The organism is Kouleothrix sp. (genome assembly GCF_046328425.1).
Classification (GTDB): Bacteria; Chloroflexota; Chloroflexia; order Chloroflexales; family Roseiflexaceae; genus Kouleothrix.
In genome coordinates this window covers 92614-116637 of the sequence record NZ_JAXLWP010000020.1, presented here as the reverse complement: position 1 = coordinate 116637, position 24024 = coordinate 92614, and the positions used below count along the sequence as shown (strand labels likewise).

At 69.3% G+C, this 24024-nt stretch carries 20 protein-coding genes; 12 read left to right on the top strand and 8 right to left on the bottom strand.

The window, feature by feature from the left end; translation table 11 throughout:
* The first annotated feature begins 129 nt into the window (after positions 1 to 129).
* Positions 130 to 1314 carry a helix-hairpin-helix domain-containing protein gene (locus tag U0177_RS18805; protein ID WP_409572199.1) on the top strand — a complete coding sequence of 395 codons (1185 nt, stop codon included), beginning with the start codon at positions 130 to 132 and terminating at the stop codon, positions 1312 to 1314.
* A gap of 35 nt (positions 1315 to 1349) precedes the next feature.
* Positions 1350 to 2987 (top strand): hypothetical protein, encoded by a 1638-nt coding sequence (locus U0177_RS18800; protein ID WP_409572198.1) that lies wholly within the window; start codon positions 1350 to 1352, stop codon positions 2985 to 2987.
* Between the two features lie 12 nt (positions 2988 to 2999).
* Here U0177_RS18800 and U0177_RS18795 read toward each other — a convergent pair whose 3' ends face one another.
* The 3 genes from U0177_RS18795 to U0177_RS18785 form a co-directional block, all read right to left on the bottom strand.
* The gene (locus U0177_RS18795) at positions 3000 to 3941 is read right to left on the bottom strand and encodes a GNAT family N-acetyltransferase (RefSeq protein ID WP_409572197.1); all 942 of its coding nucleotides are present in this window, start codon (positions 3939 to 3941) and stop codon (positions 3000 to 3002) included.
* 97 nt (positions 3942 to 4038) lie between these two features.
* Positions 4039 to 7440 carry a S8 family serine peptidase gene (locus tag U0177_RS18790; protein ID WP_409572196.1) on the bottom strand — a complete coding sequence of 1134 codons (3402 nt, stop codon included), beginning with the start codon at positions 7438 to 7440 and terminating at the stop codon, positions 4039 to 4041.
* Positions 7441 to 7703: 263 nt separating this feature from the next.
* Positions 7704 to 8807 carry a DUF1786 domain-containing protein gene (locus U0177_RS18785; protein ID WP_409572195.1) on the bottom strand — a complete coding sequence of 368 codons (1104 nt, stop codon included), beginning with the start codon at positions 8805 to 8807 and terminating at the stop codon, positions 7704 to 7706.
* 355 nt (positions 8808 to 9162) lie between these two features.
* On the opposite strand from U0177_RS18785, the gene U0177_RS18780 reads away from it, so the two are divergent.
* A complete protein-coding gene (locus U0177_RS18780) occupies positions 9163 to 9687 on the top strand; it encodes a hypothetical protein (RefSeq protein ID WP_409572194.1) in 525 nt (174 codons plus the stop codon).
* Positions 9688 to 9692: 5 nt separating this feature from the next.
* Here the strand turns inward: U0177_RS18780 and U0177_RS18775 are convergent, their stop codons facing one another.
* Complete coding sequence (locus tag U0177_RS18775) at positions 9693 to 10373, bottom strand: hypothetical protein (protein ID WP_409572193.1); 681 nt, start codon at positions 10371 to 10373, stop codon at positions 9693 to 9695.
* Positions 10374 to 10945: 572 nt separating this feature from the next.
* Here U0177_RS18775 and U0177_RS18770 point away from each other — a divergent pair.
* The 3 genes from U0177_RS18770 (at position 10946) to U0177_RS18760 (ending at position 13077) form a co-directional block, all read left to right on the top strand.
* Positions 10946 to 11674 carry a metallophosphoesterase family protein gene (locus tag U0177_RS18770; RefSeq protein WP_409572192.1) on the top strand — a complete coding sequence of 243 codons (729 nt, stop codon included), beginning with the start codon at positions 10946 to 10948 and terminating at the stop codon, positions 11672 to 11674.
* Entirely contained in the window at positions 11674 to 12264 is a 591-nt protein-coding gene (locus U0177_RS18765; protein ID WP_409572191.1) for an MBL fold metallo-hydrolase, read from the top strand. Before U0177_RS18770 ends, U0177_RS18765 begins: the two co-directional genes overlap by 1 nt.
* Positions 12265 to 12345: 81 nt before the next feature.
* Positions 12346 to 13077 carry a ZIP family metal transporter gene (locus U0177_RS18760; RefSeq protein ID WP_409572190.1) on the top strand — a complete coding sequence of 244 codons (732 nt, stop codon included), beginning with the start codon at positions 12346 to 12348 and terminating at the stop codon, positions 13075 to 13077.
* Positions 13078 to 13704: 627 nt separating this feature from the next.
* Here the strand turns inward: U0177_RS18760 and U0177_RS18755 are convergent.
* Entirely contained in the window at positions 13705 to 14529 is an 825-nt protein-coding gene (locus U0177_RS18755) for a class I SAM-dependent methyltransferase (protein WP_409572189.1), read from the bottom strand.
* Between the two features lie 338 nt (positions 14530 to 14867).
* Positions 14868 to 15761: an NAD(P)-dependent oxidoreductase gene (locus U0177_RS18750; protein ID WP_409572188.1), complete on the bottom strand. Its 894-nt coding sequence runs from the start codon at positions 15759 to 15761 to the stop codon at positions 14868 to 14870.
* A 164-nt stretch (positions 15762 to 15925) separates the two neighbouring features.
* Between U0177_RS18750 and U0177_RS18745 the strand changes: the two genes are divergently transcribed.
* The 3 genes from U0177_RS18745 to U0177_RS18735 all read left to right on the top strand — a co-directional run bounded on the left by U0177_RS18745 (position 15926) and on the right by U0177_RS18735 (position 18208).
* The gene (locus U0177_RS18745; RefSeq protein ID WP_409572187.1) at positions 15926 to 16573 is read left to right on the top strand and encodes a GntR family transcriptional regulator; all 648 of its coding nucleotides are present in this window, start codon (positions 15926 to 15928) and stop codon (positions 16571 to 16573) included.
* On the top strand, positions 16570 to 17439 hold the full coding sequence (locus U0177_RS18740; protein ID WP_409572186.1) for a DMT family transporter: 870 nt from the start codon (positions 16570 to 16572) through the stop codon (positions 17437 to 17439). Before U0177_RS18745 ends, U0177_RS18740 begins: the two co-directional genes overlap by 4 nt.
* A 73-nt stretch (positions 17440 to 17512) precedes the next feature.
* On the top strand, positions 17513 to 18208 hold the full coding sequence (locus tag U0177_RS18735) for a hypothetical protein (protein WP_409572185.1): 696 nt from the start codon (positions 17513 to 17515) through the stop codon (positions 18206 to 18208).
* A gap of 114 nt (positions 18209 to 18322) precedes the next feature.
* Here the strand turns inward: U0177_RS18735 and U0177_RS18730 are convergent, their stop codons facing one another.
* Together U0177_RS18730 and U0177_RS18725 are read right to left on the bottom strand one after the other, a co-directional pair.
* Positions 18323 to 19948, bottom strand: a complete 1626-nt coding sequence (locus tag U0177_RS18730) for a M2 family metallopeptidase (RefSeq protein WP_409572184.1) — start codon at positions 19946 to 19948, stop codon at positions 18323 to 18325.
* Between the two features lie 85 nt (positions 19949 to 20033).
* Positions 20034 to 21203 (bottom strand): acyl-CoA dehydrogenase family protein, encoded by a 1170-nt coding sequence (locus U0177_RS18725; protein WP_409572183.1) that lies wholly within the window; start codon positions 21201 to 21203, stop codon positions 20034 to 20036.
* 398 nt (positions 21204 to 21601) lie between these two features.
* Here U0177_RS18725 and ruvA point away from each other — a divergent pair, with 398 nt between their 5' ends.
* The 3 genes from ruvA (at position 21602) to U0177_RS18710 (ending at position 23870) form a co-directional block, all read left to right on the top strand.
* Positions 21602 to 22195, top strand: a complete 594-nt coding sequence (gene ruvA / locus U0177_RS18720) for a Holliday junction branch migration protein RuvA (RefSeq protein WP_409572182.1) — start codon at positions 21602 to 21604, stop codon at positions 22193 to 22195.
* A 239-nt stretch (positions 22196 to 22434) separates the two neighbouring features.
* Positions 22435 to 23130 carry a hypothetical protein gene (locus U0177_RS18715; protein WP_409572181.1) on the top strand — a complete coding sequence of 232 codons (696 nt, stop codon included), beginning with the start codon at positions 22435 to 22437 and terminating at the stop codon, positions 23128 to 23130.
* A gap of 50 nt (positions 23131 to 23180) precedes the next feature.
* Positions 23181 to 23870, top strand: coding sequence for an HAD family hydrolase (locus U0177_RS18710; RefSeq protein ID WP_409572180.1), 690 nt, complete (start codon positions 23181 to 23183; stop codon positions 23868 to 23870).
* Positions 23871 to 24024: the final 154 nt, after the last annotated feature.

Sequence of the window (24024 nt, the reverse complement as noted above, 5' to 3'; positions counted from 1 at the left end):
GGGGGGGCGGGGGGGGGGTGGCCGGCCCCCCCGCCCCCCCCCCCCCCCCCAAACCCCCCACACAGAAGATAACCACGTACCATTTGGTATTATAATGCGCCGGGCAAACGGCAATCGACGGCGGACGCCATGGATCTCGACCAGAAACTCGATATTCTCTCCCCCGCGGCGCGCTTCGACGCCTGCGACAGCTTCAGCCAGGGCGGTCGGCGCTACACGCCCAAAAAGGCGGTGTGGAACGACGCCGGCACGGCCGCCGAGAGCGGCCCCGACGGCCGGGCGCGGCCGGTGTTTCGCCTGCTGATGAGCAGCAAGTGCGAGTGGAACTGTGCCTACTGCCCGCTGCGCGCCGGCAACGATACCCCGCGCGCGGCGCTCTCGCCCGAGGAGCTTGCCAAGGCGTTCTTGCCGCGCTACGAGCGCGGCGGCGTGCAGGGCCTGTTTCTCTCGACTGGCGTGGAGGGCGACGCGGCTGCCGCCACCGGGCGCATGCTCGACGGCCTGGAGCACCTGCGCGCGCACCACGGCTATGCCGGCTATGTGCACCTCAAGCTGCTGCCCGGCACCGCGCACGCCGAGGTCGAGCGCGCCGCGCGCCTGGCCGACCGGCTGAGCCTGAATATCGAGGCGCCTTCGGCCGAGCGGCTGCGGCGGATCTCGCCCGAGCGCGACTGGGCCGGCGACCTGATCGCCCGGCTGGTGTGGGCGCGCGATCTGCAGCGCGCCGGCCTGGTGAAGGGCGGCCTGGCGACGCAGTTCGTGGTTGGCGCGGCCGGCGAGAGCGACCGCGAGCTGCTGCTGACGACCAGCTGGCTGTACCGCGAGCTGGATATGCGCCGCGTGTATTTCGGCGCGTTTCGGCCCGCCGTGGGCACGCCGCTTGCAGATCAGCCGCCGACGCCGTTTGTGCGCGAGCAGCGGCTGAAAGAGGCCGACTGGCTGATGCGCAGCTATGGCTTCGCCACCGACGAGCTGCCGTACGATGCCGGCGGCGACCTGCCGCTGCACATCGACCCGAAGCTCGCCTGGGCGCTGGCGCACCCCGAGCGCTTCCCGGTCGAGCTGAATACCGCCGACCAGGACGAGCTGCTGCGGGTGCCCGGCCTCGGGCCGGTGAGCATCAAGCGCATTCTGCGGCTGCGGCGCCTCAACCGCTTCCGCGACCCTTCCCAGCTGAAGGGGCTCGGCGGCGCGGCGGCGCGCGCGCAGGATTTTGTCACCCTCGACGGCCGCTACTTCGGCCGCGACCCGCTGGCGCGCGCGCGCCACTACGCCCCGCGCGGCCCGCTGGCCGAGCAGCTGACATTGTGGTAGGTGCCCGGCGTCGCTGATGTGCTAGGAGTGATGTGATGGAACAGCCGCCGGCGCGATCCGCGCGCCTGCCTCTTTCGGTGCTTGCGCTGGCTGGCCTCGGCACGGCGATCTGCTACGCTGGGGCGTTGGCGCGCTTTCCGCTGCTGCGAATCTACGACCAGCCGATCCAGAACCTCACCAAGCTGACGCAGGCGCGCGCCTCGATCGGCATCGCGCTCGCGATTGCGATCGTGGCGCTGTTCGTGGGCTATGGCGCCGGCGCCACGGTGCTGGCTGCCCACGCCGGCCGCGCCGCGCCACCCAAGCGCGCGCTGCCGCTGCTGGTGCTTGGCTTTCCGCTGCTCTTTCTAGCGCTGCTGCTGCTGGTGTACCCGGTCACCTCGATCGATATCTACGATTACCTGTTTCGCGGCCGCATGCTGGTGCGCTACGGCGCGAATACGTTTATTCAAACCCCGAGCGATTTCAAGAGCGACCCGCTGTTCTGGTACACTGCCTGGCGCCGCGCGGTGACGGCCTATGGCCCGCTGTGGGAGGGCATGAGCTGGCTGACGGCGCGGCTCGCGGGCGAGGCGCCCGGCCCGCCCGGCCAGAATGCCGCGCTCGCGGCCGAGCTGCTGCGCCTGATGCTGGCCTACAAGCTGCTGGCTGTGCTGGGCTACCTGTTTTGCGGCGCGGCGATCGACCTGGTGCTGCGGCGCACCGCCCCGGCCTATCGCTGGCTCGGCATGTACCTGTGGCTGTGGAACCCGCTGGCGCTGTGGGAGTCGGTGGTGGCGGGCCACAACGACGCCTGGATGGCCGGATTGATTGTGCTGGCGGTGGGACTGCTGGCGCCGCGCGAGCAGGCCGCAGCGCGCGAGGCGGCCCCGCAGCGCGCGGGCGGCTCGCCGTGGCTGGTGTCGTTTCTGGTGCTGACGCTCGGCGGCCTGGTGAAGTACCTGGCGCTGCTGTTCGGCCCGCTGCTGCTGGGCGCGGCGCTGCGCCAGCAGCCGACGGCACGCGCGCGCGTGAGGCTGGTGCTGATCGGCGGCGCGGCGTGCGTGGCGCTGGTGGTGCTGGCCTACGCGCCGTTCTGGGTCGGCGCCGGCACGCTGCGCAACTTCAGCGACCGCGGCACGCTGTTTACGACTTCGTGGCTGGCGGTGCTGCAGGCGCCGCTGAGTCTGCGCGCCGACGCGCCGCGCACCGGCGCGCCGAACCTGCTGAGCATGCTGGCCCCGCCCCAGATGGTGCAGTCGCTGACGGTGAGCCTGGGCCTGGGGCTGCTGGTGGCCGGGGTGCTGTGGGCCAGCTGGCGCTCGTGGGAGGCGCCGCGCGACCTGGCGCGCCACGCGCTGTGGCTGCTGCTGTGGTTTTTGTTCCTGTGCAATACCTGGTTTCAGCCCTGGTACCTGCTGTGGGCGGTGGCGCTGCTGGCGATTCAGCCGTGGCGCGCCGCCGCCACGCGGGTGGTGACGGTGTTTGGCTGCACGGCGATGCTCAGCTACCTGATCTGGGTCTACCTGCTGGCGGCGCTTGGCTGGTATGGCGATAGCGCCGCCTGGAATGCGCTGGCCTCGGCGCTGATCTACCTTCCGCCCATGCTGACGCTGGTGTGGGGGCGGCGCATACCGCTGGCGCGCTGGGCCGGGCTGCTGCGCCCGGCGCCTCAGGCCGCCGAAAAGCTCTGATACCGGGCGCGGCTATAGCGCCAGCACGAGCCGCACTTCGGCGCGCTCGCGCCGGAAGCCGAGCCTCACGTTGATCGCCAGCATCGTCGGGTTGGCGGTGTGGGCGATGACCGTCCCGTAGCCCTGCTGCTGGGCGAACAGCACCGTGCGCAGCTTCAGCGCCATGCCAATGCCACGCCCGCGCCACGCCGGGTGCACTGCGGTGCCGGCGGCGATCAGCACCCCGGCGCTCGCCGGGTCGGCCGCGAGCCCGCTGTAGCCGACGTAGCGCTCGCCCTGCTTGGCGATGAAAAATCCCTCGGGCATGATCTCGTCGCGCTCGAAGCGGCGCGCGTACTCGGCGAACGCCGGCTGCGCCGGCGGGCTGGGGTCGGGGTCGGGCCAGTCGGGCAGCGCCGCCAGGTGCAGCTCGTAGAGCTTGTGCAGGCAGGCCGGCTCGTGGGCGCGCTCGTAGGCCAGCGTGCCGATGGCGATGCCCTGCGCGGCCAGGCGCGGCTCGGCCAGCCGCCACGGCTCGACGCTGGCCGCGCCTACCGCCAGCCGCAGCCGGTACATCCGCTGGGTTTCGACAAACCCCTTGCCCCACAGAAACGTCAGCGACTCCAGGTCGTCTTCGCTGGTGCGCGCCTGCACGGTGGCAGCGCCGCGTAGCGCCAGCCCGTCGAGCAGCTGGCGCATTAGCCGGCCGCCCAGCCCCTGGCGCCGCCGGCCCGGCGCCACCAGCAGCTCCAGCCGGTATTTGTTCAGCCGCACCCGCCAGAATGCGCCGTAGCCCACGATCTGCGGCGGCGCGCCGGCGACGGCGACATAGCGCACGGTGCGGTCGTCGCCGGCACGCGCGTCGGCCTGGCGCCACCGCGCGGCCTGCCAGCGCCGCTCGGGCTCGGCGCCGTTCAGCAGCGCCGCCGTGGCGTCGTAGTCGCCCGGCTCGATTGGCCGAATCTGTGTTTCCATACCGCGTCCTTGTCATCCGCCTGCCCACGTGCCGTATGGCGGGGCTTCGGGGGCGGCGAAGCCGGGCAGGCTATCGCAGACGGATCTGGTAGTACCTCTATCGCGGCGCCGGCACGACCGTCAGCGGCTGCGTCGCAATATTCACACCCTCAAAGGTGTCTGCCGTCAGCTCCACGGCGTACTCGTACGCGCCCAGGCGCTTGCCGCGCAGCAGGAACGAGATCGTGTGCCCGCTCAGCTGCTCGGGCACCGCCGCGACGTTCAGCACGTCGCCCTCGGCCGGCGGCGTGCCTTTGCCATTCGCGCCGTCGCCGCTCAGCGTGTCGACATAATAGTTGCCGCCGGAGCTGCCGTCGATGTTCTCGGCGCCGACGGTCAGCCGGTCTTCGGCCGGGCTGTTTGGCCCGTACGCCAGGTGAATGCGGCCGCTGCCGCCCTCGATCCATACCTCGAACGAGTGGTGCGACTGATCGGGCGGGCGGTTGTAGAGCGCCGCGTCGGCCCACTCGGCCACAAACCAGGTGGGCGACCCCGCGCCGGCGCTGACGTAGGCCGCGTACCAGGTGCCGCCGCCCGAGTCGTTCGGCGCAGTGCCGTCGAGGTCCAGGTCGGCCCAGTAGGGCGCCACGACATTGTTCGGCGCGTTTTTGTCGGGGAACTTCTGGTTGAAGATGCTGATTTCTCGGTGATCGCCGACGATCAGGTAGCCGTTCGAGACGACGGTGACGTGGTCGTACGTGGCGCCGTTGTAGCTGAATGCCGGCGTGACATAGCTGATCGATACGTCGTCGCAGGTGCTGTCGCAGCTGCTCGGCGGCACGCCCAGGCTCGCCAGCGGCACGTAGCCGAACGGCAGCCCGCCGGGGTCGGGCGTGATCGCGATCGACGGCGGCTGGTAGGCTGGCAGCTGGCCGGTGTAGCTCAGCTCGCGCGTCGCGTGGTTGTAGGCCGCGTTCACCAGCGTGCTCTGGCGCAGCATCAGGCCCTGCGGGGTGTAGGCGCCGACGTGGATGTTCGCGTCGGCCGCGCCGGTGTTGCGCGCGACGATCCGGCAGCTGGTGTCGTGGCCGAGGATGATTGTGCCGGGCACGCACTGCTGCTCGAGCGTGACGCTGGGCTGGCGGCGGGTGAAGCTGAGCGGCAGGCGCACGCTGCGCTCGCCGCTTTGCAGCAGTATGCTGCCGAAGTAGCTGCCCTCGGGCAGGCTGCCGGCGTCGATCGTGGCGGTGAAGCTGGCGGTGCCGTGCGCCGGTATGTTCAGCACCGCTGGCGTGAGGCTGATCGCCGCGCCGGCCGGCGCGCTGGCCGTGAGCGCCCAGCTGCTATCGTGATCGAGCACGCTGCGCAGGCTGCGCGCGACGCTCTGCCGGCCGGGGAACGACGGCAGCGCGATGCTGGGGTAGTTGAGCGCCGCCAGCCGATCCTTGCCGCCGGCGTAGTCGTCGGCCGGCACGTCGAGCGTAAGCCCTGGGTCGCCGGCGCGCGTCAGGTCGATCCGGCCCGCGCCCATGTCGAAGGCCGTGGCCGGGGTCTGCCGGTCTTCTTTCAGCACCTGGCTGCGCGCGCTGGTCATCAGCGCCGACTTGATCTGGCCGGGCGTCCAGTCGGGGTGCAGCGCCCTCAGCAGCGCGCCGGCGCCGGCCACGTGCGGCGCGGCCATCGAGGTGCCGGCGATCGCCTGGAACAGCTGGCCGGGCGGGCCGTCGTCGCTGAGCGCCGGCGCCGGGGTATTTCCCGCCAGGATCTGCACGCCCGGCGCGGCGATGTCGGGCTTGATCACGCCGGCCTGGCTGCCCGGCAGCGGGCCGCGCGAGCTAAAGGCGGCCATGATGTCGCCGAGCTGCGGGTCGATCACGCGCTGGCCTGGCGCGATATCGCCGAGGATGGCGGTGTTCGAGTGCGCGCTGGTGAACGCCAGCAGCTGCGCGGCGTCCGCCGCGTCGATGTGCAGCGACGGCACCCAGTGGTTGTCGGTCAGCACGTCGAGCGGCGTGGGGTTGTATAGCACCATGCCCGCGCCGCCGCTCCGCTGCACCACCAGGCTCTTGTCGACGCGCGCGTTGCCGCCGCGCTTGCAGATCACAATCGCGCCGCTCGCGGCCGCCGGCAGGGCCGCGTCGCACTGCGGTACGCCAAACCAGGCCGCGTCGACCACCGGGCGGTTGGTGATGCCGGTGGTGATCGACGCGCCGCTCAGCGTCAGCTGGTCGGCGCCGGCGCGCAGCGCGAGCTGGCCGCTGAAGCGCCGGTCGGTGGTGCTGGCGGCCACGCTCATCACCCACGGCGCGTTGGCCGGCGCGCCGATCGTGCCTGGCCCGGGGCCGGCGTTGCCTGCCGATACCGCCACGAACACCCCGGCGCGGTAGGCGTCGAGAAACGCCAGCGCGTCGGCGTTGCGGTACGGGTCGGCGGCGGCGACGCTGCCGATCGAGTAGTTGATGATGTCGACGCCGTCGGCCACCGCCTGGTCGATCGCCGTCACCAGGTCGGCGGTGAAGCCGCCGGAGTTGCCGAGCCCCTTGTAGGCCGCCACGTAGGCGCGCGGCGCAATGCCCGAGATCGTGCCGCGCGGCTGGCCGAAGATCGCGGCGGCTACGCCGGCGTTGCCGGCCGCGGTGCTGGCGGTGTGGGTGCCGTGCCCCGAGTTGTCGCGCGCCGAGTCGAACTCGCCGGGCGTGAGGCCTATCAGGAATTTATACACGTCGAGCGCCTCGCGTGCGCCGATCAGCTTGTGGTTGCAGGCGAGCGGCTGCGAGCCATCGTTGGGTGCCTCGCAGGCGCCGTGCCAGCGCGGCGGCGGCGCGGGGTAGCTGCCGTCGTCGGCGAACGAGGGGTGCTCGGGCCAGATGCCGGTGTCGATCACGCCGACCACCACGCCCTCGCCGCCGTCGCCGAGCGCCGGGTCGGCCGCGAGCGCGCGCCAGATCACGTCGGCGCCAATGAACTCGGGGCTGCGGTCGGTGTCGGCCTGGCGCAGCTCGTCGCGCTGCACCCAGGCGACGCCCGGCAGCGCGGCTAGGTGGTCGATCTGGCTGGCCGGGATGATCATGGCTACGCCGCCCAGCACGGTGCGGTACTGCGCGGCCAGGCGGGCCTGCGGGATGGCGGCGCGCGCGCGCGCGGCAAACTCGCGCTGGCGCTGGTCGAGGTAGGCCAGGTAGCGCCGGCTGGCCGGCGCGGCGGTGTCGAGCCGCCGCGCGCCGGTGGCGCCGGGCGCGGTGGCGGGCAGGCCGGCCACTCCGCCGGCGTAGGCCGCCAGCGGCGCGTCGTCGAGCTTCACAATCACGCTGATCAGCCCGTCGCCGGCCGCCGTCTTGGCCTGCGCGCGCGCATCCCAGCCGCCGCCCATGCGGTAGCGCGCTACTGCCGTGGCTGGCCGGGCGCTGAGCTGCGCCGGCCCTGGCTGGGCGAGCACGGCGGCGGATGCCGGCAGGCCGCCAAGGAGCGCCAGCAGCAGGCCGAGTATGAGAATGCGTGGCCGGTAGGGCTTTGGTCTCATGCGTTGCTCCTCGCGTGTGTCGTGTGGGTTGCAGGTTAGAACGGGCGCGTTCGGACGCTATTGATGTGCCCCGCGACGGCGCGCGGTCGGCCGGCGGCCGGCTCGCGAGTGCCCGCGGTGCTGCTACGGCGTTCGAGGGGCGAGCGCCGTCGGGTGAAGCCGAGGAGCTTTTATACTACGAGGAATACGAGGCAATGTCAAGAACAAAAATCCCTCGCCTCTGCCAGAGGAGGGGCAAGGGGATGGGGGAGAAGGACGGTATATCAGCGCGATGCGCCAGCCAGCGCGTGCTCGATCGTGCCGGTGGCCGTGGGGTAGCTCGCGGCGTAGGCGCGCAGCAGCCCGTAGCAGCCGGCCAGCATCATATCGCCGTGCGGCACCGCGAAGTAGGGCGCCAGCGCCGATTTGCGCAGCATCGCCTGGCGCGGCCCGGTGACGGCCAGGAACGGCCGCGAGTCGGGGGTGGGCCGCAGCACCAGCGCGCCGTGGCCCATGCTGTCGAATACTTCCTGGTTGGTAATCGCGCCGCTGCCCAGCCGCTCGATCAGCGTTTCAAGCTGGGCCGCGCTCAGCTCGCCGGTGTGGTGCTCGAAGCAGCCGGCGATCGCGCCGCCAACCAGGTGGAACGCCAGGCAGTGGAAGTTGCCGACATTCGCGACCACCAGGTCGTCCTGCTCGGCCACGCGCGGGTCGTCGAGCGCGCCGAGCACTGCGGCGGGCGCGGTGTCCATCAGCAGCACCGGCAGGTCGGCCGGGATGCTGTCGGCCGCGGCGCGCAGCCTGGTCATGGCCGGCGGCACGTCGGCGCGCCGAAAGCCCAGCGCCAGCAGGCCGCGCCCGCTGGCGAAGCGCTCGGCCAGGTACTCAAAGCGAAACACCCGGTCGCTGACATCCGGCGGCGCGTTGCCGTGGTCGAATACCGCCACCGCCACGCCGTCGTAGGCCGGGTCGACGCCAAAGGCCGCCAGGGCCATGTTGATCGCGTCGAGGTCGACATCGGCCATCCGAATGCGCCGCACAACCCGGTCTAGCCCGGCGATCTCGTCCTCGCCAACCAGGCGGACGCGCATCTCGCGCGCTACCCAGTCGAGGTCGTCGTTGAAGGTGGCTGCCGCGCTCGGCGTGGCGTACACCGGCAGCCCCGCGCGCAGGTGATCTTCAACCGCCCAGTGGCACGGGCCGCCGCCCATCAGCGCGCCGGTCAGCGCGATCGGCACGCGCGCCTGGGTAGCGGTGCGCACCGCCTGCGCGACGATCTGGGTCGGCGCGGGCATCACCAGCTGCGGGCTGTTTTCGATTGGGCCGGCGCTGTCGAACAGCAGGATGTCTTGTGTTCCGGTGCCAATGTCGATCGCCAGGATGCGCATGCCGCCCTCCTCTTTCTATGCCACGGGGTATTATAACCGTTTTAGGCCGTGCATGAAGGGTGAGAGCTGCAATTGCTAGGGTTTGTACAAGGTTATTTGACCCCACCCCCTGCCTCTTCCCCTGCCAGGTTTAGGGGGCAGGGGGTGGGGGCGAAAATTATAGCGCGCAGCCGCGGAACTATTCGCGGCTGCGCAGCGTTGGCAGATATAGCGGTGCTGCTGTGTGCGGTTTTGCCGCGCCCGGCGCGAAAAAACCGCACACTCAAAGATGACGAGTACTATGCTGCCGCAGGCAAAAAAAGCGTAGCTTTCGGAAGCCGATGACGCACGTACATAACACTTAAGGACAATGATCATGAAATTGCGATGGCTTGTTGTACTGGCGCTGCTGCTGGGCCTGGCGGCCTGCGGCGGCGGTGCTCCGGCTACGGCTCCCACGGCGGCGCCGGCCACGCCGCAGGCAACGGCTGCGCCTACTGCGGTTTCTACGCCCGGCGCAACGGCGGCGCCTACTGCGGCGCCGCTGCCGGCAACCGGCACGCTGGTGGTGTACCACAAGAGCGGTGGGATTATGGGGATCAACGATACGCTGACGGTGGCGGCCGACGGGACGCTGACGCTTACGTCGCGCAAGGGCGGCCCCAGCACCACCAAGGTCGACCAGGCGGCGCTACACCGCCTGGTCGAGCTGCTCGGCAGCGCCGAGTTTGCCGCGCTGCCGCCGCGCGCCGAGGTGCCTGGGGCTGACCAGTTTGTGTACGAGATCAGCGTGGCCGGCCGCGCCCAGCCGACGGTGCTGACCATGGATGGCGTGCAGAACCCGCCCGTGCTCGACGAGGTGATCGCCGAGCTGGAGCACCTGCGCGGGCTGGTGCGCTAGCTTGCCTATATGCCCAGCCGCTCACGCGTCAGCGGCTGGTCGGCGAGCGCGACGCGCGCGATTTGCTTGAACTCGCTCATCCACGCATTCAGCGCGCGCAGCGCTGCAACGCGCTCGCTGGAGGTCGTGCGGGCGATGCGCTGGCAGTGCGTGTGTTCCACAAACAGCTCCTCCACCGCCTCGACTTGCGCCTGGGCCGCTTGCAGCGCCGTGAGTGTGATGCCGCGCGCGTCCAGCTTCTCAAGGATCGCCGAGTCGGCCAGCACGTTGGAGTAGAACCGGCGCGCCTGCCCGACCCAGCTCGTGATTGGGCGCTTGCGCTCGCCCAGGTCGAGCGTCTCGGCCAGCGCTGGCTCGCGGTGCAGCGCCACTCGCGTGATGCGCAGGTGGCGCATATAGATCGTGTGCGCCTGCAGGTGGGCGTTGTTGCGCGTATGCCGTGCCGTGATCTGCTCGGCGTTGCGGGCACCTAGCTGCAGCTCCAGCGCCTGCGCTTGCTCGCGTAGTGCCTGGCCGCGCAGCAGCTCGGCGCGGCTGTAGCCATAGGTCGCCAGCACATCCTGCGTGCTGCTGTCGTTTAGCACCGCCTCGAGCGTGATACGCGCCGCTACCAGGCGCCGATCGATGGTGTTCTTCGGCCTGGAATGATGGCTGTGGCTGTTGCTTGGCAGCGTGGGGGCTTGCAAAGTGGCCTGAGGGGCTTGCAAAGTGGCCTGAGGGGCTTGCAAAGTGGCCTGAGGGGCTTGCAAAATGCTCTGAGGGGCTTGCAAAGTGCTCTGAGGGGCTTGCAAAGTGCTCTGAGGGGCTTGCAAAGTGGCCTGAGGGGCTTGCAAAGTGGCCTGAGGGGCTTGTAAAGTGCCCTGAGGGGCTTGCATCTTGGTAGGCGCCGGATGTGCGATTTTTCGTTTGCGTCCCATGGCTGCGGGTATCCTCCGATAAAGTGGCGCTGGTGGCCCACTGCCGCCAGCGCGCTGTGCTACTGCACGTCATATTTACCGTGCCGGCCGTGGGGCGTGGTGCCGTTTGATCAGTAGCGTAACGGTGGCGAAGATGAATACATTTTGCAATCATGCAGGGCGCGCGAAGATGCTGCGAAATCGCAATTGGTATAGATTGCGCGTGGCGGCGGGAGCTTGCAACCTCAAGCCTTCTTTGCCCCTGTGCTGGTATATGGCGCTTCAGCGCGCGGCGCCTGTTTACGGTACAATACCTGATATACCCCGATAACGCCTGGTTCAAGCGAGAGGAGCGCATTGCTATGCGGGTCGCCCTGATCTCCGATATCCATGGCAACGATGTGGCGCTGCAGGCCGTGCTTGGCGATATCGCGCGCCAGGGGGTCGACGAGCTGATCTGCCTGGGCGATGTGGCCACGCTCGGCCCCGACCCGCGCGCCGTGCTCAGTACGCTCTGCGACCTGGGCTGCCGCTGCGTCGTCGGCAACCACGATGCGTTTCTGCTCGATCCCGACCTGATCGGCAGCTATTCGACCGCCCCCGCCGTGGTTGAGTCGGTCGATTGGTGCCGCGCGCAGCTGAGCGAGGGCGACCTGGCGTTTCTGGGCACGTTCGAGCCGACGATCTCGCTCACGCTCGAGGGCGGCGCCGAGCTGCTGCTGTTCCACGGCTCGCCGCGATCGCACATGGAGAACATACTCGCCACCACCACGGCCGGCCAGCTCGACGCCATGCTGGCGGGGCAGCACGCCGGCGTGCTGGCCGGCGGCCACACCCACATCCAGATGCTGCGCCAGCACCGCGGCATGCTGGTGGTGAACGCCGGCAGCGTGGGCATGCCCTTCGAGGAGTTTGTGAATGGCCGCGAGCCACGGCTGCTGGCCCACGCCGAGTACGCGATCGTCGATGCGCGCGGCGGCGCGATCGGCGTCGAGCTGCGGCGCGTGCCGCTGAGCCGGGCTGCGCTGTGCGCCGCCGCCGCCGCCAGCGCCCTGCCGATGCGCGATATGCTGATCGAGCAGTACAGCTAATGAATATTGTCAACGTCGGCTACGACGCGACGAACTACTACCTGCTTGGCCCCGACAGCGCGCGCCTGCTGGTCGACATCGGCTGGCCGGCGACGCTGCCCCGGCTGCTGGGCGTGCTCAAGCGCAAGGGCATCGCGCTTGAAAGCATTCGCTACGCGCTGGCCACGCACTACCACCCCGACCACGCCGGCTTGGCCGAGGATCTGAAATTGCGCGGCGTGCGGCTGATCGTGCTCGACCAGCAGGTTGCGGCCATTCCGCTGCTGAGAAGCCTGATCAAGCCACAGACGCCCTTCAGCGAGATTACGCTGCGCGACACCATACGGCTGAGCGCGGCGGCGAGCGCCGATTTCCTGCGCGGCATCGGCATCGCCGGCACGATCATCGGCACCCCCGGCCACTCCGACGACAGCGTCACGCTGGTGCTGGCGAGCGGCGAGGCCTTCACCGGCGACCTGCCGGGGCCGTCGTTCGACGGCGCATTCGGCGATGTGGTGACCGGCAGCTGGCGCGCCATCCGCGCCGCAGGCGCGCGGACAGTCTACCCCGGCCATGGCCCGCCGCGCCCAATGCCGCCCGCCGACGGCTAGCGGCGAGCCCCGCGCGGCCATCCAAGCAACATTAGCTCTCTGGTATACTATGGGCTACTCGCCCGCGACACTGGAGAGCCAATGAACGTTCTGATCTTCTCGCTGACCGCGTTTATCTGTACGTCGGCCGGCGGGCTGCTTGCGCTGCGCTTTCGCGATCACCTGCACCTGATCTTGGGGTTCACCGCTGGCGTGCTGCTGGGCGTGGTGAGCTTCGATATCCTGCCCGAGCTGTTCGCGCTCGCGGGCGAGCACGCGCTCGATCCGGGCCACGCCATGATCGCGCTGGTGGTGGGCTTTCTGCTGTTTCACAGCGCCGAAAAGCTCACGCTGATCCACCACGCGCAGGAAGACCAGTACGCCGAGCACCACCACCCGCAGGTCGGGCTGATGTCGGCGCTGGCGCTGGTGGGCCACAGCTTCATGGACGGGGTGGGGATCGGCCTGGGGTTCCAGGTGTCGAACGCGATTGGCGTGGCGGTGGCGGTGGCTGTGATCGCGCACGACTTCGCCGACGGCCTGAACACCATGAGCCTGATGCTAGCGCACAACAACACCACCCGGCGCGCGCTGCTGCTGCTGGCGCTCGACGCGCTGGCGCCGCTGGTAGGCGCGCTTTCGACGCTGTTCTTCCGCCTGCCGGCGGGCGTGCTGTCGCTGTACCTGGGCTTCTTCGCCGGGTTCCTGCTGTATATCAGCGCCGCCGACATTCTGCCCGAGGCCCACTCGCGTCGGCGCTCGTCGATGACGATCGTGATGACGGTGCTCGGCGCGGCGTTTATCTTCGTGGTCACGCGCGTCGCCGAGGGCTAGGCTTGAGCGGGGGAGCGGAAAGCGGAGAGCGGTTGAGCGGTTGAGCGGAGAGCGGGGGAGCATTATGCCTCAGGGCGAACCCACACCCGAATCCGCGCCACGAGGCATGCGCCAACAGCGGTGCACATGCGCGGCATTCGTTTACGGGTCGCGTAGCCCCCGGCTCACTCGAGAGGGAGAAGGCGCGCACGATGCGCGCCCTACGGGAAAGACCGTACTAGTTGCAACGTCAGACGCACATGCCCCATGGTGCGGAGTGACGTGTCGGTTTGCCACGAGGCAGGCGCCACCAGCGGTGCATACGCGGCGGCATTCTTTTACGGGTCGCGTAGCCCCCGGCTCACTCGAGAGGGAGAAGGCGCGCACGATGCGCGCCCTACGGGAAAGACCGTACTAGTTGCAACGTCAGATGCACATGCCCCATGGTGCGGAGTGACGTGTCGGTTTGCCACGAGGCAGGCGCCACCAGCGGTGCATACGCGGCGGCATTCTTTTACGGGGCCTGGGGCGAAGCCCCAGCGGGGGAGTGCAGAGGGCGGGCGGCCGCCCTCTGCCGCGGGGCACGGGGGCGCGCAGCCCCCGAAAGCCCTCATACGGAGAGCGAGCGCGCGCAGCCCCCGAAATCCCTCATACAGAGAGCGAGCGCGCGCAGAACAGCGCCGTCAGGTAGCCCTTGACGATCCGCCCGCCGTAGTCGGCGCGCATCAGCCCGGCGATCTGCTCAAACAGGCGCGCCCGGCGATCCGGCGGCAGGCTGCGGTGGTCGGAGTAGGTGCTCAGCAGGGCAATATAGCTCTCGACATCGTACGCCTGCTGCCAGATGTAGCGGCGCGCGGCCACCGGGCCAAACAACCCCGACTCCTCGATCTCGATCTGCTCGGGTGCCGGCTGATCCTCCGGCGGCATGCGGGCGCCGTGGTACACGTGCCCGGGGAAAGCCTCCTGGTAGAACGGCTCGGTGGCCTCGAAGAAGCCGCCGCTATCGGGCACATCCACGTGCTTGTTCCAGCACAGCGCCAGCGTGCCGCCCGGCGCGAGCACCTCGGCGGATTTGCGGTAGCGCACCGCCGGCTCAATCCAGTGAAAGGCCGTGGCCGAGAACACCAGGTCGAACGTGCCGGGCGCGAGCGGCCAGCTCTCAAAGGTGCCGGTAACGATCTCGACGCCCGCGAACCCAGCCAGCTTCTGGCGCGCCACCGCGGCCATGCTCGCGCCCAGCTCAATCGCGGTGACGCGGTAACCCCGCCGCGCCCACGGCAGCGTCACCTGCCCGGTGCCCGGGCCGATCTCGAGGATGTGCCCGCCCGGCGGCATGCCCGACAGGGCCACGATATCGTCGAGCATCGCCGGCGGGTAGCCCGGCCGGGCCTGGTCGTACAGCAGCGCGTCCTCGTCGAAGGTTGCGCGGAGCTGGCGGCGCCTGGCTTCTGTGTCTATGTCGTCTTGTGCCATGCGGGAGTTTATCCTTTTGATTGTGCGGGCGGCAATACGCCGCGCGTGCGATGGCGGTCGACATATTGATTGTAGGCGCGGCATCGTGCCGCGCGTGTGGGATGGCGTCGACATATTGATTGTGCGGGCGGCATCGTGCCGCGCGTGTGGGATGGAATGCGCGATGGCGGGCGGCAATGTATGCCGCGTATGCCGTCCCGTACGCCCACGCCGGTGTTAATTGTAGGCGCGGCATCGTGCCGCGCGTGTGGGATGGCGGTCGACATATTGATTGTGCGGGCGGCATCGTGCCGCGCGTGTGAGATGGAATGCACGATTGCGGGGGCACAATGCCACGCCTACGCGCCGCCGATCTCGAAGCCAGCCAGGTGCTCGAGCGCCTTGACGAGCGCGTGGTTGCCTTCGGCGCCGAGGCCCTGGGCCTGCAGCGTGCGGTAGAGCTGGAAGATCAGGCTGGTGCCCGGCAGCGGCACCCCCAGCTTATCGGCGGCCGCCAGCACCAGCCGGACGTCCTTCTGCTGCAAGTCGATCGTAAAGCCGGGCCGCCAGTCGCGCGCGAGCACCTGCGGGCCGCGGTTGCTGAGCATCCAGCTGCCGGCCGCCCCGCCCACCACTGCCGCCAGCGCCTTCTGCAGGTCGACGCCGCCGGCCTGGGCGAACAGCAGCGCCTCGGCCGCAGCCAGCATGTTGCCGACCACCAGGATCTGGTTCACCAGCTTCACCGTCTGGCCCGCGCCGGTGCCCCCAACGTGCGTGATCGTCTTGCCCATGGCCTGAAATACCGGCATGGCGCGCTCGACATCGGCCGCGTCGCCGCCGACCATGATGCTGAGCGTGCCCCTGGCCGCGCCCTCGCTGCCGCCGCTCACCGGCGCGTCGAGCAGGTGCACGCCGCGCTCGGCCAGCTTTCCGGCGATCGCCTCAGTGGCCTGCGGGCTGATCGTGCTCATATCGATCACCAGCGCGCCGGGGCGCAGCCCCTCGATCGCGCCGCCCGCGCCCAGCAGCACCGCCTCGACATCGGGGGTATCGCTGACGCACGATATTACAATATCGCTCTGCGCGGCCAGGTCGGCCGGGCCGCGCGTGGCCGTGGCCCCTTCTGTGGCCAGCTCGTCCATGCGCGCGGCGGTGCGGTTCCACACCCGCAGCTCGAAGCCGGCCTTCAGTAGGTTGCGGGCCATGCCGCGGCCCATGATCCCCAGGCCAATAAAGCCGATGCGCTCTGTCATGGTTCCTCCCTTGGGTTTGCTCGTGCACGTGGCGGATGCGCGCCAGTATAGAGGCGCGCCTGCCTCTGGTCAAGCCAGGGCGCGTTGACAGAAGTTCGCGCCTCGGCTATATTTTATAAAATATCAAACAATAGACCGGCGGCATATATGCCGCGACTACTGCTATGGCCGAAACGACAGGCTACCGAACCAAGCGCGACGTCGCGGTCGAGCTGCTGCGCGAGGCGATCGTCGGTGGCGAGCTGGCGCCAGGCACGCGGCTGGTGCTCGAAGAGCTCAGCCAGCGCTACAGCGTGAGCATGACGCCGATCCGCGAGGCGCTCTCGATCCTCGAGAGCGAGGGCCTGATCGTGCAGCACCCGCATCGCGGCGCGACGGTGGCCGCGCTCGATCGCGAGGAGCTGCTCGAGCTCTACGCCATCCGCTCGGCGATCGAGGCGCTGGCGGCGCTGCATGGCGCGCCACGGCTGGCCGACGCCGACACGGCCGAGCTTGACCGGCTGCTGGCCGCGCTCGAGGCCTTCGTGGGCGGCTGGCAGGGCTTTCTGGATATCGACATGCAGTTTCACCGGGTGATCTACCGCGCGGCCGGCAGCCGGCGCTGGATGGAGACGATCGAGGCGCTGTGGCGGCGCTGCCGGCGCTACATGCTGGCCGGCGCATCGGCCAGTGGCGCCGCGACGCTGCACGCCGATCACCGGGCCATTCTGGCGGCCTGCCGCGCCCGCGACGGCGCGGCGGCGGCCGAGGCGGTGCGCGCGCACCTGAAGTTCTCGGAGGCGCGCCTGCTGGAGCAATGGGGCCAGGGATGACGCGCCGCACATTCGCGATCGTTTCGCTGATCCTCGTGACGGGCATCTGGGGCAGCGCGTTTACCGTCACGAAGGCTGCGGCCCTGCCGCCGGCGCTGCTGGCGCTGCTGCGCTTCGGCCTGGCCTCGCTGGTGCTGCTGCCGCTGGCGCTGGCGCGCCGCAGCCCCACCGCCCGACCCATCCGTGGCGCCCGCGAGTGGTTGATCGTCGCCACGATGGGACTGTGCGGCTTCACGCTGTTTCAGGCCGGCGCGAACTATGCGCTGGCGTACACGACCGCCACGCAGGGCTCGCTGATCCAGAGCGTCATCCCGGTGGCGACGATGGCGCTGGCGCTGCTGGTGCTGAACGAGCGCCCGACCGTGCGGCGGATCGCCGGCATTGTGCTCTCGCTGCTCGGCGTGGCCGTGCTGGTGCTTGCCGCCGCGCCCAGCGAGCACGCCAGCAACCCGCTGCTCGGCGGCGCGATCATGCTCGGCTCGGTGCTGATGTGGGCCGCCTACACCGTGCTGGCCAAGCAGCTGGTCGGCGTCGACATGCTGGCCGTCACCGCGTACAGCAGCATATTCGGCACGCTGTTCCTCGTGCCGCTGGCGCTGGCCGAGTCTTACGGGCAGGCGCCGCCGGCGATCTCGCCGCAGGGCTGGCTGGCGGTGCTCTACCTCGGGCTGCTCTCGTCGGCCGTGGCCAACCTGGTGTACAACCGCGCGCTGACGCTGCTCGACGCCAGCCAGGCGGCCGCGTTCATCAACCTCGTGCCGATCATTGGCGTGGTGGTGGCGGTGGCCTTTCTGGGCGAGCCGATCCTGCCGCTGCAGCTGGCCGGCGGCGCGGTGGCGCTGGTGGGCGTGTGGCTGGCGACCTGATAGGCGAGGGAAGGTGGCGAGGGTCGACTTTGCACAGGCCCTTGGTGGCACTTCGGACTTGTAGAGTGAGACCATGCGAACACTATGCCAGACGGTCGGCGCGCAAACGAGCTTCGTCATTGCCGATCTCGACCCAGCCTATCACCAGGCCGCTCGCGATCTCGTGTACACCCCTACCCCCGATGGCTTTGCCAAGACCTACCCGGCGGATACCCCGGGCCTCGAGCACATCTACCGCAATTTTGCGCAGTGGGCCGAGCCAATGATTTTGCAGACCGCCCAGGCCGTGCCGGTGCCGTGGGAGCAGGCCCTGCACGCTTTCCTTGAGCGCATCGCGGGTGAGCCGCTTGATTGGTGGCTGGGCGGCAGCGCTGCGCTGGCCGTTCGCGGCCTGCCAATCACGCCTCGCGATTTCGACCTGATTGTTGACGACGCAAGCGCGCAGCGGCTGGGGGCGCTCTTAGCGGGCCATCTGATCGAACCAGTTTTGCCGGTGCAGGGATGGTTCTGTAATTGGTGGGGGCGCGCATTTTTGCACGCGCGGTTCGAGTGGGTTGGCGGCGCCGATGCACGGGCCGACCAGCCTGAGGTTAGCGATTTTGGCCCCGTGGCGGCACAGCGCCTGGAGACGGTACTGTGGTATGGGCAGCCCATTCGCGTGCCCCCGTTGGAGCTACAGCTTGAGGTGAGCATCCGGCGCGGTCTGCACGAGAGGGCAGCACTGATTCAACAGCGCCTGAGCACTGCTCGCCACACCAACTCCGTGTGATCGCTTTCGGCGTGTGCTGCCCTGCCCGGCGAAGCCGGGCAGGGCAGCATCACGCCGAGATCTCGGGGGCGGCATTGCCGCCCCCGAACCCCGCCATACTTCGAGCGATTGAACCTACGGCGCCGCCACAAAATCATCGACAAAGTAGCGCGCGCTCAGGCGCTCGCCGCTCACGCGCTCCAGCGTCGCGTTCCAGGGCAGCTGCGCCCCCAGCCCGAACAGCTCGCGCAGCAGCTCCCCGGCCGCCGGGCTATCGACCAGGCGGCCCTCGGGGGTGCGCGCGGCGATCGCGTGGCTAAGCTGGCTGGCCGTCAGCTCGCCCAGAATGTAGTTGTGGTAGTACACCGGCGCAATCGCCAGGTGAATCTTCGCGGCCCAGTCGGGCTCGTCGCGCCCGTCGGGGCGCTGCACCATCTGGAAGCGCTCGACCAGATCCCACCACAGCGCGTTCAGATCGGGCCGGCGCGGGTCGGCGTAGAGCGCGCGCTCGAAGTGCACCATCACCAGCCCCCAGCGCAGAAACACCAGCTGCGCGACGCGCTGCTCGTCGCGCGCCGCCGCCGCCACACCCCGCACTGTCGCCTCGTCGAGGCCGCGCACGCGCGCCAGCCACTCGGGGTTGATCGCCAGGCGGCCCATCAGCATGGCGATCGCCTCGGTGGTGTTGATATGCGCGGCGGTGCGCAGCAGGTACGGCAGATCGGCGCCCAGGTAGGTGTCGTACACCGCGTGGCCAAGCTCGTGCAGCAGCGTATCCATCCAGCGGGCGTCGGGGCGCAGGTTGCACAGCACGCGCACGTCGTCGCTCAGCCGGTCGATATGCGTGCAGAAGGCGTGCTGGTCTTTGTTATCGCGCTCGAACAGATCCGAGCGCGCCAGCACGACGCGCACCTCTAGCCCGATGCCGTCGAAGGTGCGCGTTGCCAGCGCCAGCAGATCCTGGCTGGCGAACAGGCCGTCGAGGTCGGCCGCGCCGGTGCGCGGCGCCTCCTGGAAGAACGGATCGCTGTAGTGCCAGGGGCGCAGCTCGGCCAGCGGCACGTGGCAGCGCTCGGCCAGCGCGGCGTCGAGCTGGCGCTTCAGCGCGCGGAACGGCTCGCGCGTGCGGGCTTCGAGGTCGTCGAGCAGCGCGAACAGCTCGGCCTCGTCGATCTCTTGCAGCGCCAGCGACTTGGCGTAATAGTCGCGGAAGCCGAGCGCGCGGGCGCTGGCGTTGCGCAGCTCCACCAGCTCGAGCAGGCCGGGGCGTGCAGCCGGGCCGATCTGCTTGCTGGCCTCCCAGGCCTCGCGCCGCAGCTCCGAGTCGTCGGATTCGCGCAGCGTGGTGTTGAGCGTATTGTTCGGCACCGCCGCGCCGTCGATCGTGCCGCGAAAGTTGGCGTACAGGTCGGTCAGGCCGGCCTCGAGCGCGGCCAGCCGGTCGATCTGCTCGGGCGCCACCTGCGCCGCCGCGAAGCTGGTGTACAGCAGCTCGACCTCGCGCCGCAGCCCGGCGTCGTCGATCGCGGCGCGTCCGGCGTAGAGCTGCTGGATCGCCTGCCACTCGGCCGGGTCGTCGGTGAGCACGCGCGTATAGGCCGCGCCCAGCCGCTCAAGCGCGTCGCGGTGCTCGGGCGCGCCGGTGGTCGCCAGGTTCCACTGCGCCAGGTTGTACTCGCGCGCCGCCGGGCGCAGCCGCGCCACCAGCGCCGCGACGAATGCGCGCGCCGCGCTCGGAAGGTTCTGTTGCTCGGTATTCATCAGGGTCGCTCCTTGTCTCTCGGCCGGCAGGCGCGCAAAGGCGGCCCAGCGGGCCGCCTTTGTGCGCCTGCCGCGATTGTACGGGCTAGTATAGCTTGATCTTGTGCCCGGCGCGCTTCAGCAGCTCGCTGGCGATCACGTGGCGCTGGATCTCGTTGGTGCCCTCGAAGATCCGCGTCACGCGCGCGTCGCGGTACATGCGCTCCAGCGGCAGCTCGCGCGAGAAGCCCATGCCGCCGTGGATCTGGATGGCCTCGTCGATCACCTGCGAGGCCGCCTCGGTGCAGAACAGCTTCACCATGCTCGACTCAAGCGTGGCGCTCTCACCCCGGTCGACCTGCTTGGCGCAGTCGTAGACCATGCGCTCCATGGCGTAGATCTTCACGGCCATGTCGGCCAGCTTGAACTGAATCGCCTGGAAGTCGGCGATCGCCCGGCCGAACTGCTGGCGCTCGATCGCATACTTCACCGACAGCTCGTAGGCCTCTTTGGCCGAGCCCAGGCTCGACGCGCCGAGCCCGCACCGGCCGATGTCGAGCGTCTGCATCGCCGTGGCGAAGCCAGCGCCCACCTGCCCGAGCACATTCTCCTGCGGCACGCGGCAGTCTTCGAAGAACAGCGAGGCGGTGTGCGAGGCGCGCAGGCCCATTTTCGGCTCGACCTTGCCGACCTTGAAGCCGGGGAAGGTTTTCTCGACAATAAACGCGGTGATGCCGCCGCGCGCGCCCAGGTTGCGGTCGGTGGCGGCGAACACCACCAGCACATCGGCGAACGAGCCGTTGGTGATCCACATCTTCGAGCCGTTCAGCAGCCAGCTGTCGCCGTCGCGCGTGGCGACGGTGCTGATGTGCGCGGCGTCGGACCCGGCGTTTGGCTCGGTCAGCGCCCAGGCGCCGAGCTGCTTGCCCTCGCACAGCGGCCGCAGGTAGCGATCCTTCTGCGCCTCGCTGCCGCTGAGGTAGATCGACATCGCGCACAGCTGGGCGTGCGCCCCGATGATCGTCGCCGTCGAGGCGCACTTGCGCTGGATCTCTTCCATCAGCACGCAGTAGCCCACCACGCCGGCGTCGGCGCCGCCGTACTGCTCGGGGAACGGCACGCCCAGCAGCCCGAGGTCGCCGGCTTTCTTCAGCACGTCGAACGGCACGCGCTCCTCTTCGTCGATCTCGCGCGCGATCGGCGCTACCTCTTTCGCCGCGAACTCGCGAATGGCCTGGCGTAACATCTGAATGTCTTCGGGAAGCTCGTACTCCATTGTCGGGTTCCTTTCGTGGCGGCCGGGTGCGGCTCGCGCTATCTCATTCAGTGAAGGTTTTCGGAGGAATGGCCGATTATAGCAGGCGCCGCCGCATCGCGTCAACATGACGCGATGCGCTATAGGGCTCGTGCAAAGTCGGCGGTCGCCGCCGCGACCGCACCACACAGCCAGATGTGTTTCCCCTTCCCCTGTCAGGGGAGGGGTCAAAAGACGTTGCACAAACCCTGGATGCGCTATAGGGCTTGTGCAAAGCCTTTCAACTTCCTGCCCTTCCACGCCGGCAATACTCCCCGCTCTCCAAGCGCGGGAGGAAGGCGAATGGCGCGGCAGCCTCGCCAGAGTTCCGCAGGATCGTATATAATCGGCTGGCACCGAGCGCACCACAGGAGGCGGGCATGATCGCATCAGTTCGCGGCACGCTGCTGTTTATCGGCGTCGACCACGCGGTGATCGAGACCGGCGGGGTTGGCTTTCAGATCTTTGCGCCGCGCAATGTGCTGGGCAACCTCGGCGAGATCGGCGCCGAGGTGCGCCTGTATACTCACCTGCACATCCGCGAGGACCTGCTGGCGCTGTACGGCTTCGCCTCGACCGACCAGCGCCACCTGTTCGAGACGCTGCTGGGCGTCAGCGGCATCGGCCCCAAGGTCGCGCTCAGCCTGCTCTCGTCGTCGCCGGCCGACGAGCTGCGCGCCACGATTGCCGGCGGCGACACCGCGCGGCTGGCGCGCGTGCCCGGCATCGGCAAGAAGACCGCCGAGCGCCTGGTGCTCGAGCTGCGTGGCAAGCTCGATGTCAAGGGCGGCGTGCCGCTCGCTGGCGCCACCCCGGCCGCAATCGCCGCCAACGCCGAGCTGGCCGAGATGCTCGTGAGCCTGGGCTTTAGCGCCGCCGAGGCCAACGCCGCCATCGCCGCGCTCCCCGCCGACGCGCCCGCCGCGATCGAGGACCGCCTGCGCCTGGCGCTGCGCTACTTCGGCGGCGCCTAGCCCGACAACCAAGCGCGCGCAAACCCTGTTCTGAAGCCATTCCGCAATAAAAAGTGTCTTGCATTACCACCGGCAGTGGTATATACTGCCTGCGTACGCGGTGCCGTTCGGCGGGGCAATGCCGCCGAATCGCGGAATCCGGCACCGATCGAAGGGTTGCGAGGGGTTGCTCGAATACGCCCGTCCCCACCGGCGATCTGCGCTGAGCAGTTGCACGAGGGCACCACAAGGAGGCCGGCATGGCCAGTTCCCAAGCGCGCCGCGCGCCAATGCGCCTGTTTACACGCAACTCGGCCGGGCCGAACGACCCACAGCCGCTGTTCGTACAGCTGCCGCTGCTCTGGAAGGCGATGATCATCACCTCCTTCGCAATCAATCTGCTGCTGATCGGCCTGCTGGTGGGCGTGGTGTACTTTCTGCTGGCCTGGCGGCCCACGCTCGGCGGCACGCTGCTGAACGCCCAGGGCTTTGCGCGCGGCAATGTCGCCGAGCTGCGCGACGTCGTGCAGCAGCTCCAGGCCGCGCATATCCGCACCAACATCCCGCTCGACCAGCCGCTGCCGCTGAAGGGCCTGGGCGTGGTGGTGCCGGTCGACCAGGAGACGCAGGTGACGCTGACGAGCGATGTGCCGCTGAACCTGGCCGGCGCCGATATCGACCTTGGCGCAGGCAACCGGCTGCGCGCGCAGAATATCGCGCTGGTGCTGCCCAGGGGCACGCCGCTTAATATCGCGCTGAAGATGAACATCCCGCTCGACGCCGTGACGATCCCGATCAAGCTGAACGTGCCGGTGGATATCGCGATGAAGGACACCGAGCTGGCGCCCCAGTTCCAACGCCTTGGCAATGTCGTCGACCGGCTGGTGTACCCGGTGCGCGACGTAGTCGATCTGCCCGACGTTCAGAAGCCGCCGCCGCCGCAGGTTCCGAAGTAGCAAGCGCGCGCCAGCCGCCGCAGGCTGGCTGGCGCATGCCCCCAACAATCATGAACAAACTGATACTCTGGGATGTCGACGGCACGCTGCTGTACAGCGGTGGCGTCGCCGGCGAGGCCATGCGCGCGGCGATGGCGCGCGTATACGGCCGCAGCTCCACCGAGGCGCGCCACTCGTACGCCGGCAAGACCGACCGGCAGATTATTCTCGAGACATTCGCCGACCTCGGGCACGACGCGCTGCTCGCGACGCTCGACCAGTTCACCAGCACCTACATCGACGAGCTGACGAGCCGCCGCGCCGAGTTTCTGGCGCGCTGCCGCGTGCTGCCCGGCGTCGCCCAGGCGCTGGCGCGGCTGGCGCAAGCCCCGGCGGTGCAGTCGGTGCTCACCGGCAACCTCCAGCCGATCGCCAAGATCAAGCTGGATCTGATGGAGCTATCGCGCTTCCTCGACCTGAGCGTGGGCGCGTATGGCAGCGACCACCACCGCCGCGCCGAGCTGGTGCCGTTCGCGGTGGCGCGCGCCGAGCAGCGCTACGGCCACCGCTTCGCGCACGCCGATGTGGTGGTGATCGGCGACACACCCAACGACATCGACTGCGGCCGCGCGGTCGGCGCGCGCACGATCGCCGTGGCCACCGGCCCATTTAGCCTGGACGACCTGCGCGCCCACGCCCCCGACACCGCGCTGCCCGATGTGTCCGACACCGAGGCGCTGCTGGCGGCGATCTTCGGCTGAGCTTCCACCATGCTGATGCCCGCCTGATGTGCGGCCACGCGGCTATCGCGTTGGCCTCATTGCGCATTCAGACGCGCTTCATTCCGCCGCGACCGCGAGCGTTTTAGAATTGCCCTATCGACGTGCCAAGCGGAGGTACCGAGGAGGTTACAGC

Bases quoted from the DNA above. Each gene is read 5' to 3' on its own strand.
- U0177_RS18805 (WP_409572199.1), top strand. From the start codon at position 130: ATGGATCTCGACCAGAAACTCGATATTCTCTCCCCCGCGGCGCGCTTC.
- U0177_RS18800 (WP_409572198.1), top strand. From the start codon at position 1,350: ATGGAACAGCCGCCGGCGCGATCCGCGCGCCTGCCTCTTTCGGTGCTT.
- U0177_RS18795 (WP_409572197.1), bottom strand. From the start codon at position 3,941: ATGGAAACACAGATTCGGCCAATCGAGCCGGGCGACTACGACGCCACG.
- U0177_RS18790 (WP_409572196.1), bottom strand. From the start codon at position 7,440: ATGAGACCAAAGCCCTACCGGCCACGCATTCTCATACTCGGCCTGCTG.
- U0177_RS18785 (WP_409572195.1), bottom strand. From the start codon at position 8,807: ATGCGCATCCTGGCGATCGACATTGGCACCGGAACACAAGACATCCTG.
- U0177_RS18780 (WP_409572194.1), top strand. From the start codon at position 9,163: ATGAAATTGCGATGGCTTGTTGTACTGGCGCTGCTGCTGGGCCTGGCG.
- U0177_RS18770 (WP_409572192.1), top strand. From the start codon at position 10,946: ATGCGGGTCGCCCTGATCTCCGATATCCATGGCAACGATGTGGCGCTG.
- U0177_RS18765 (WP_409572191.1), top strand. From the start codon at position 11,674: ATGAATATTGTCAACGTCGGCTACGACGCGACGAACTACTACCTGCTT.
- U0177_RS18760 (WP_409572190.1), top strand. From the start codon at position 12,346: ATGAACGTTCTGATCTTCTCGCTGACCGCGTTTATCTGTACGTCGGCC.
- U0177_RS18755 (WP_409572189.1), bottom strand. From the start codon at position 14,529: ATGGCACAAGACGACATAGACACAGAAGCCAGGCGCCGCCAGCTCCGC.
- U0177_RS18750 (WP_409572188.1), bottom strand. From the start codon at position 15,761: ATGACAGAGCGCATCGGCTTTATTGGCCTGGGGATCATGGGCCGCGGC.
- U0177_RS18745 (WP_409572187.1), top strand. From the start codon at position 15,926: ATGGCCGAAACGACAGGCTACCGAACCAAGCGCGACGTCGCGGTCGAG.
- U0177_RS18740 (WP_409572186.1), top strand. From the start codon at position 16,570: ATGACGCGCCGCACATTCGCGATCGTTTCGCTGATCCTCGTGACGGGC.
- U0177_RS18735 (WP_409572185.1), top strand. From the start codon at position 17,513: ATGCGAACACTATGCCAGACGGTCGGCGCGCAAACGAGCTTCGTCATT.
- U0177_RS18730 (WP_409572184.1), bottom strand. From the start codon at position 19,948: ATGAATACCGAGCAACAGAACCTTCCGAGCGCGGCGCGCGCATTCGTC.
- U0177_RS18725 (WP_409572183.1), bottom strand. From the start codon at position 21,203: ATGGAGTACGAGCTTCCCGAAGACATTCAGATGTTACGCCAGGCCATT.
- ruvA (WP_409572182.1), top strand. From the start codon at position 21,602: ATGATCGCATCAGTTCGCGGCACGCTGCTGTTTATCGGCGTCGACCAC.
- U0177_RS18715 (WP_409572181.1), top strand. From the start codon at position 22,435: ATGGCCAGTTCCCAAGCGCGCCGCGCGCCAATGCGCCTGTTTACACGC.
- U0177_RS18710 (WP_409572180.1), top strand. From the start codon at position 23,181: ATGAACAAACTGATACTCTGGGATGTCGACGGCACGCTGCTGTACAGC.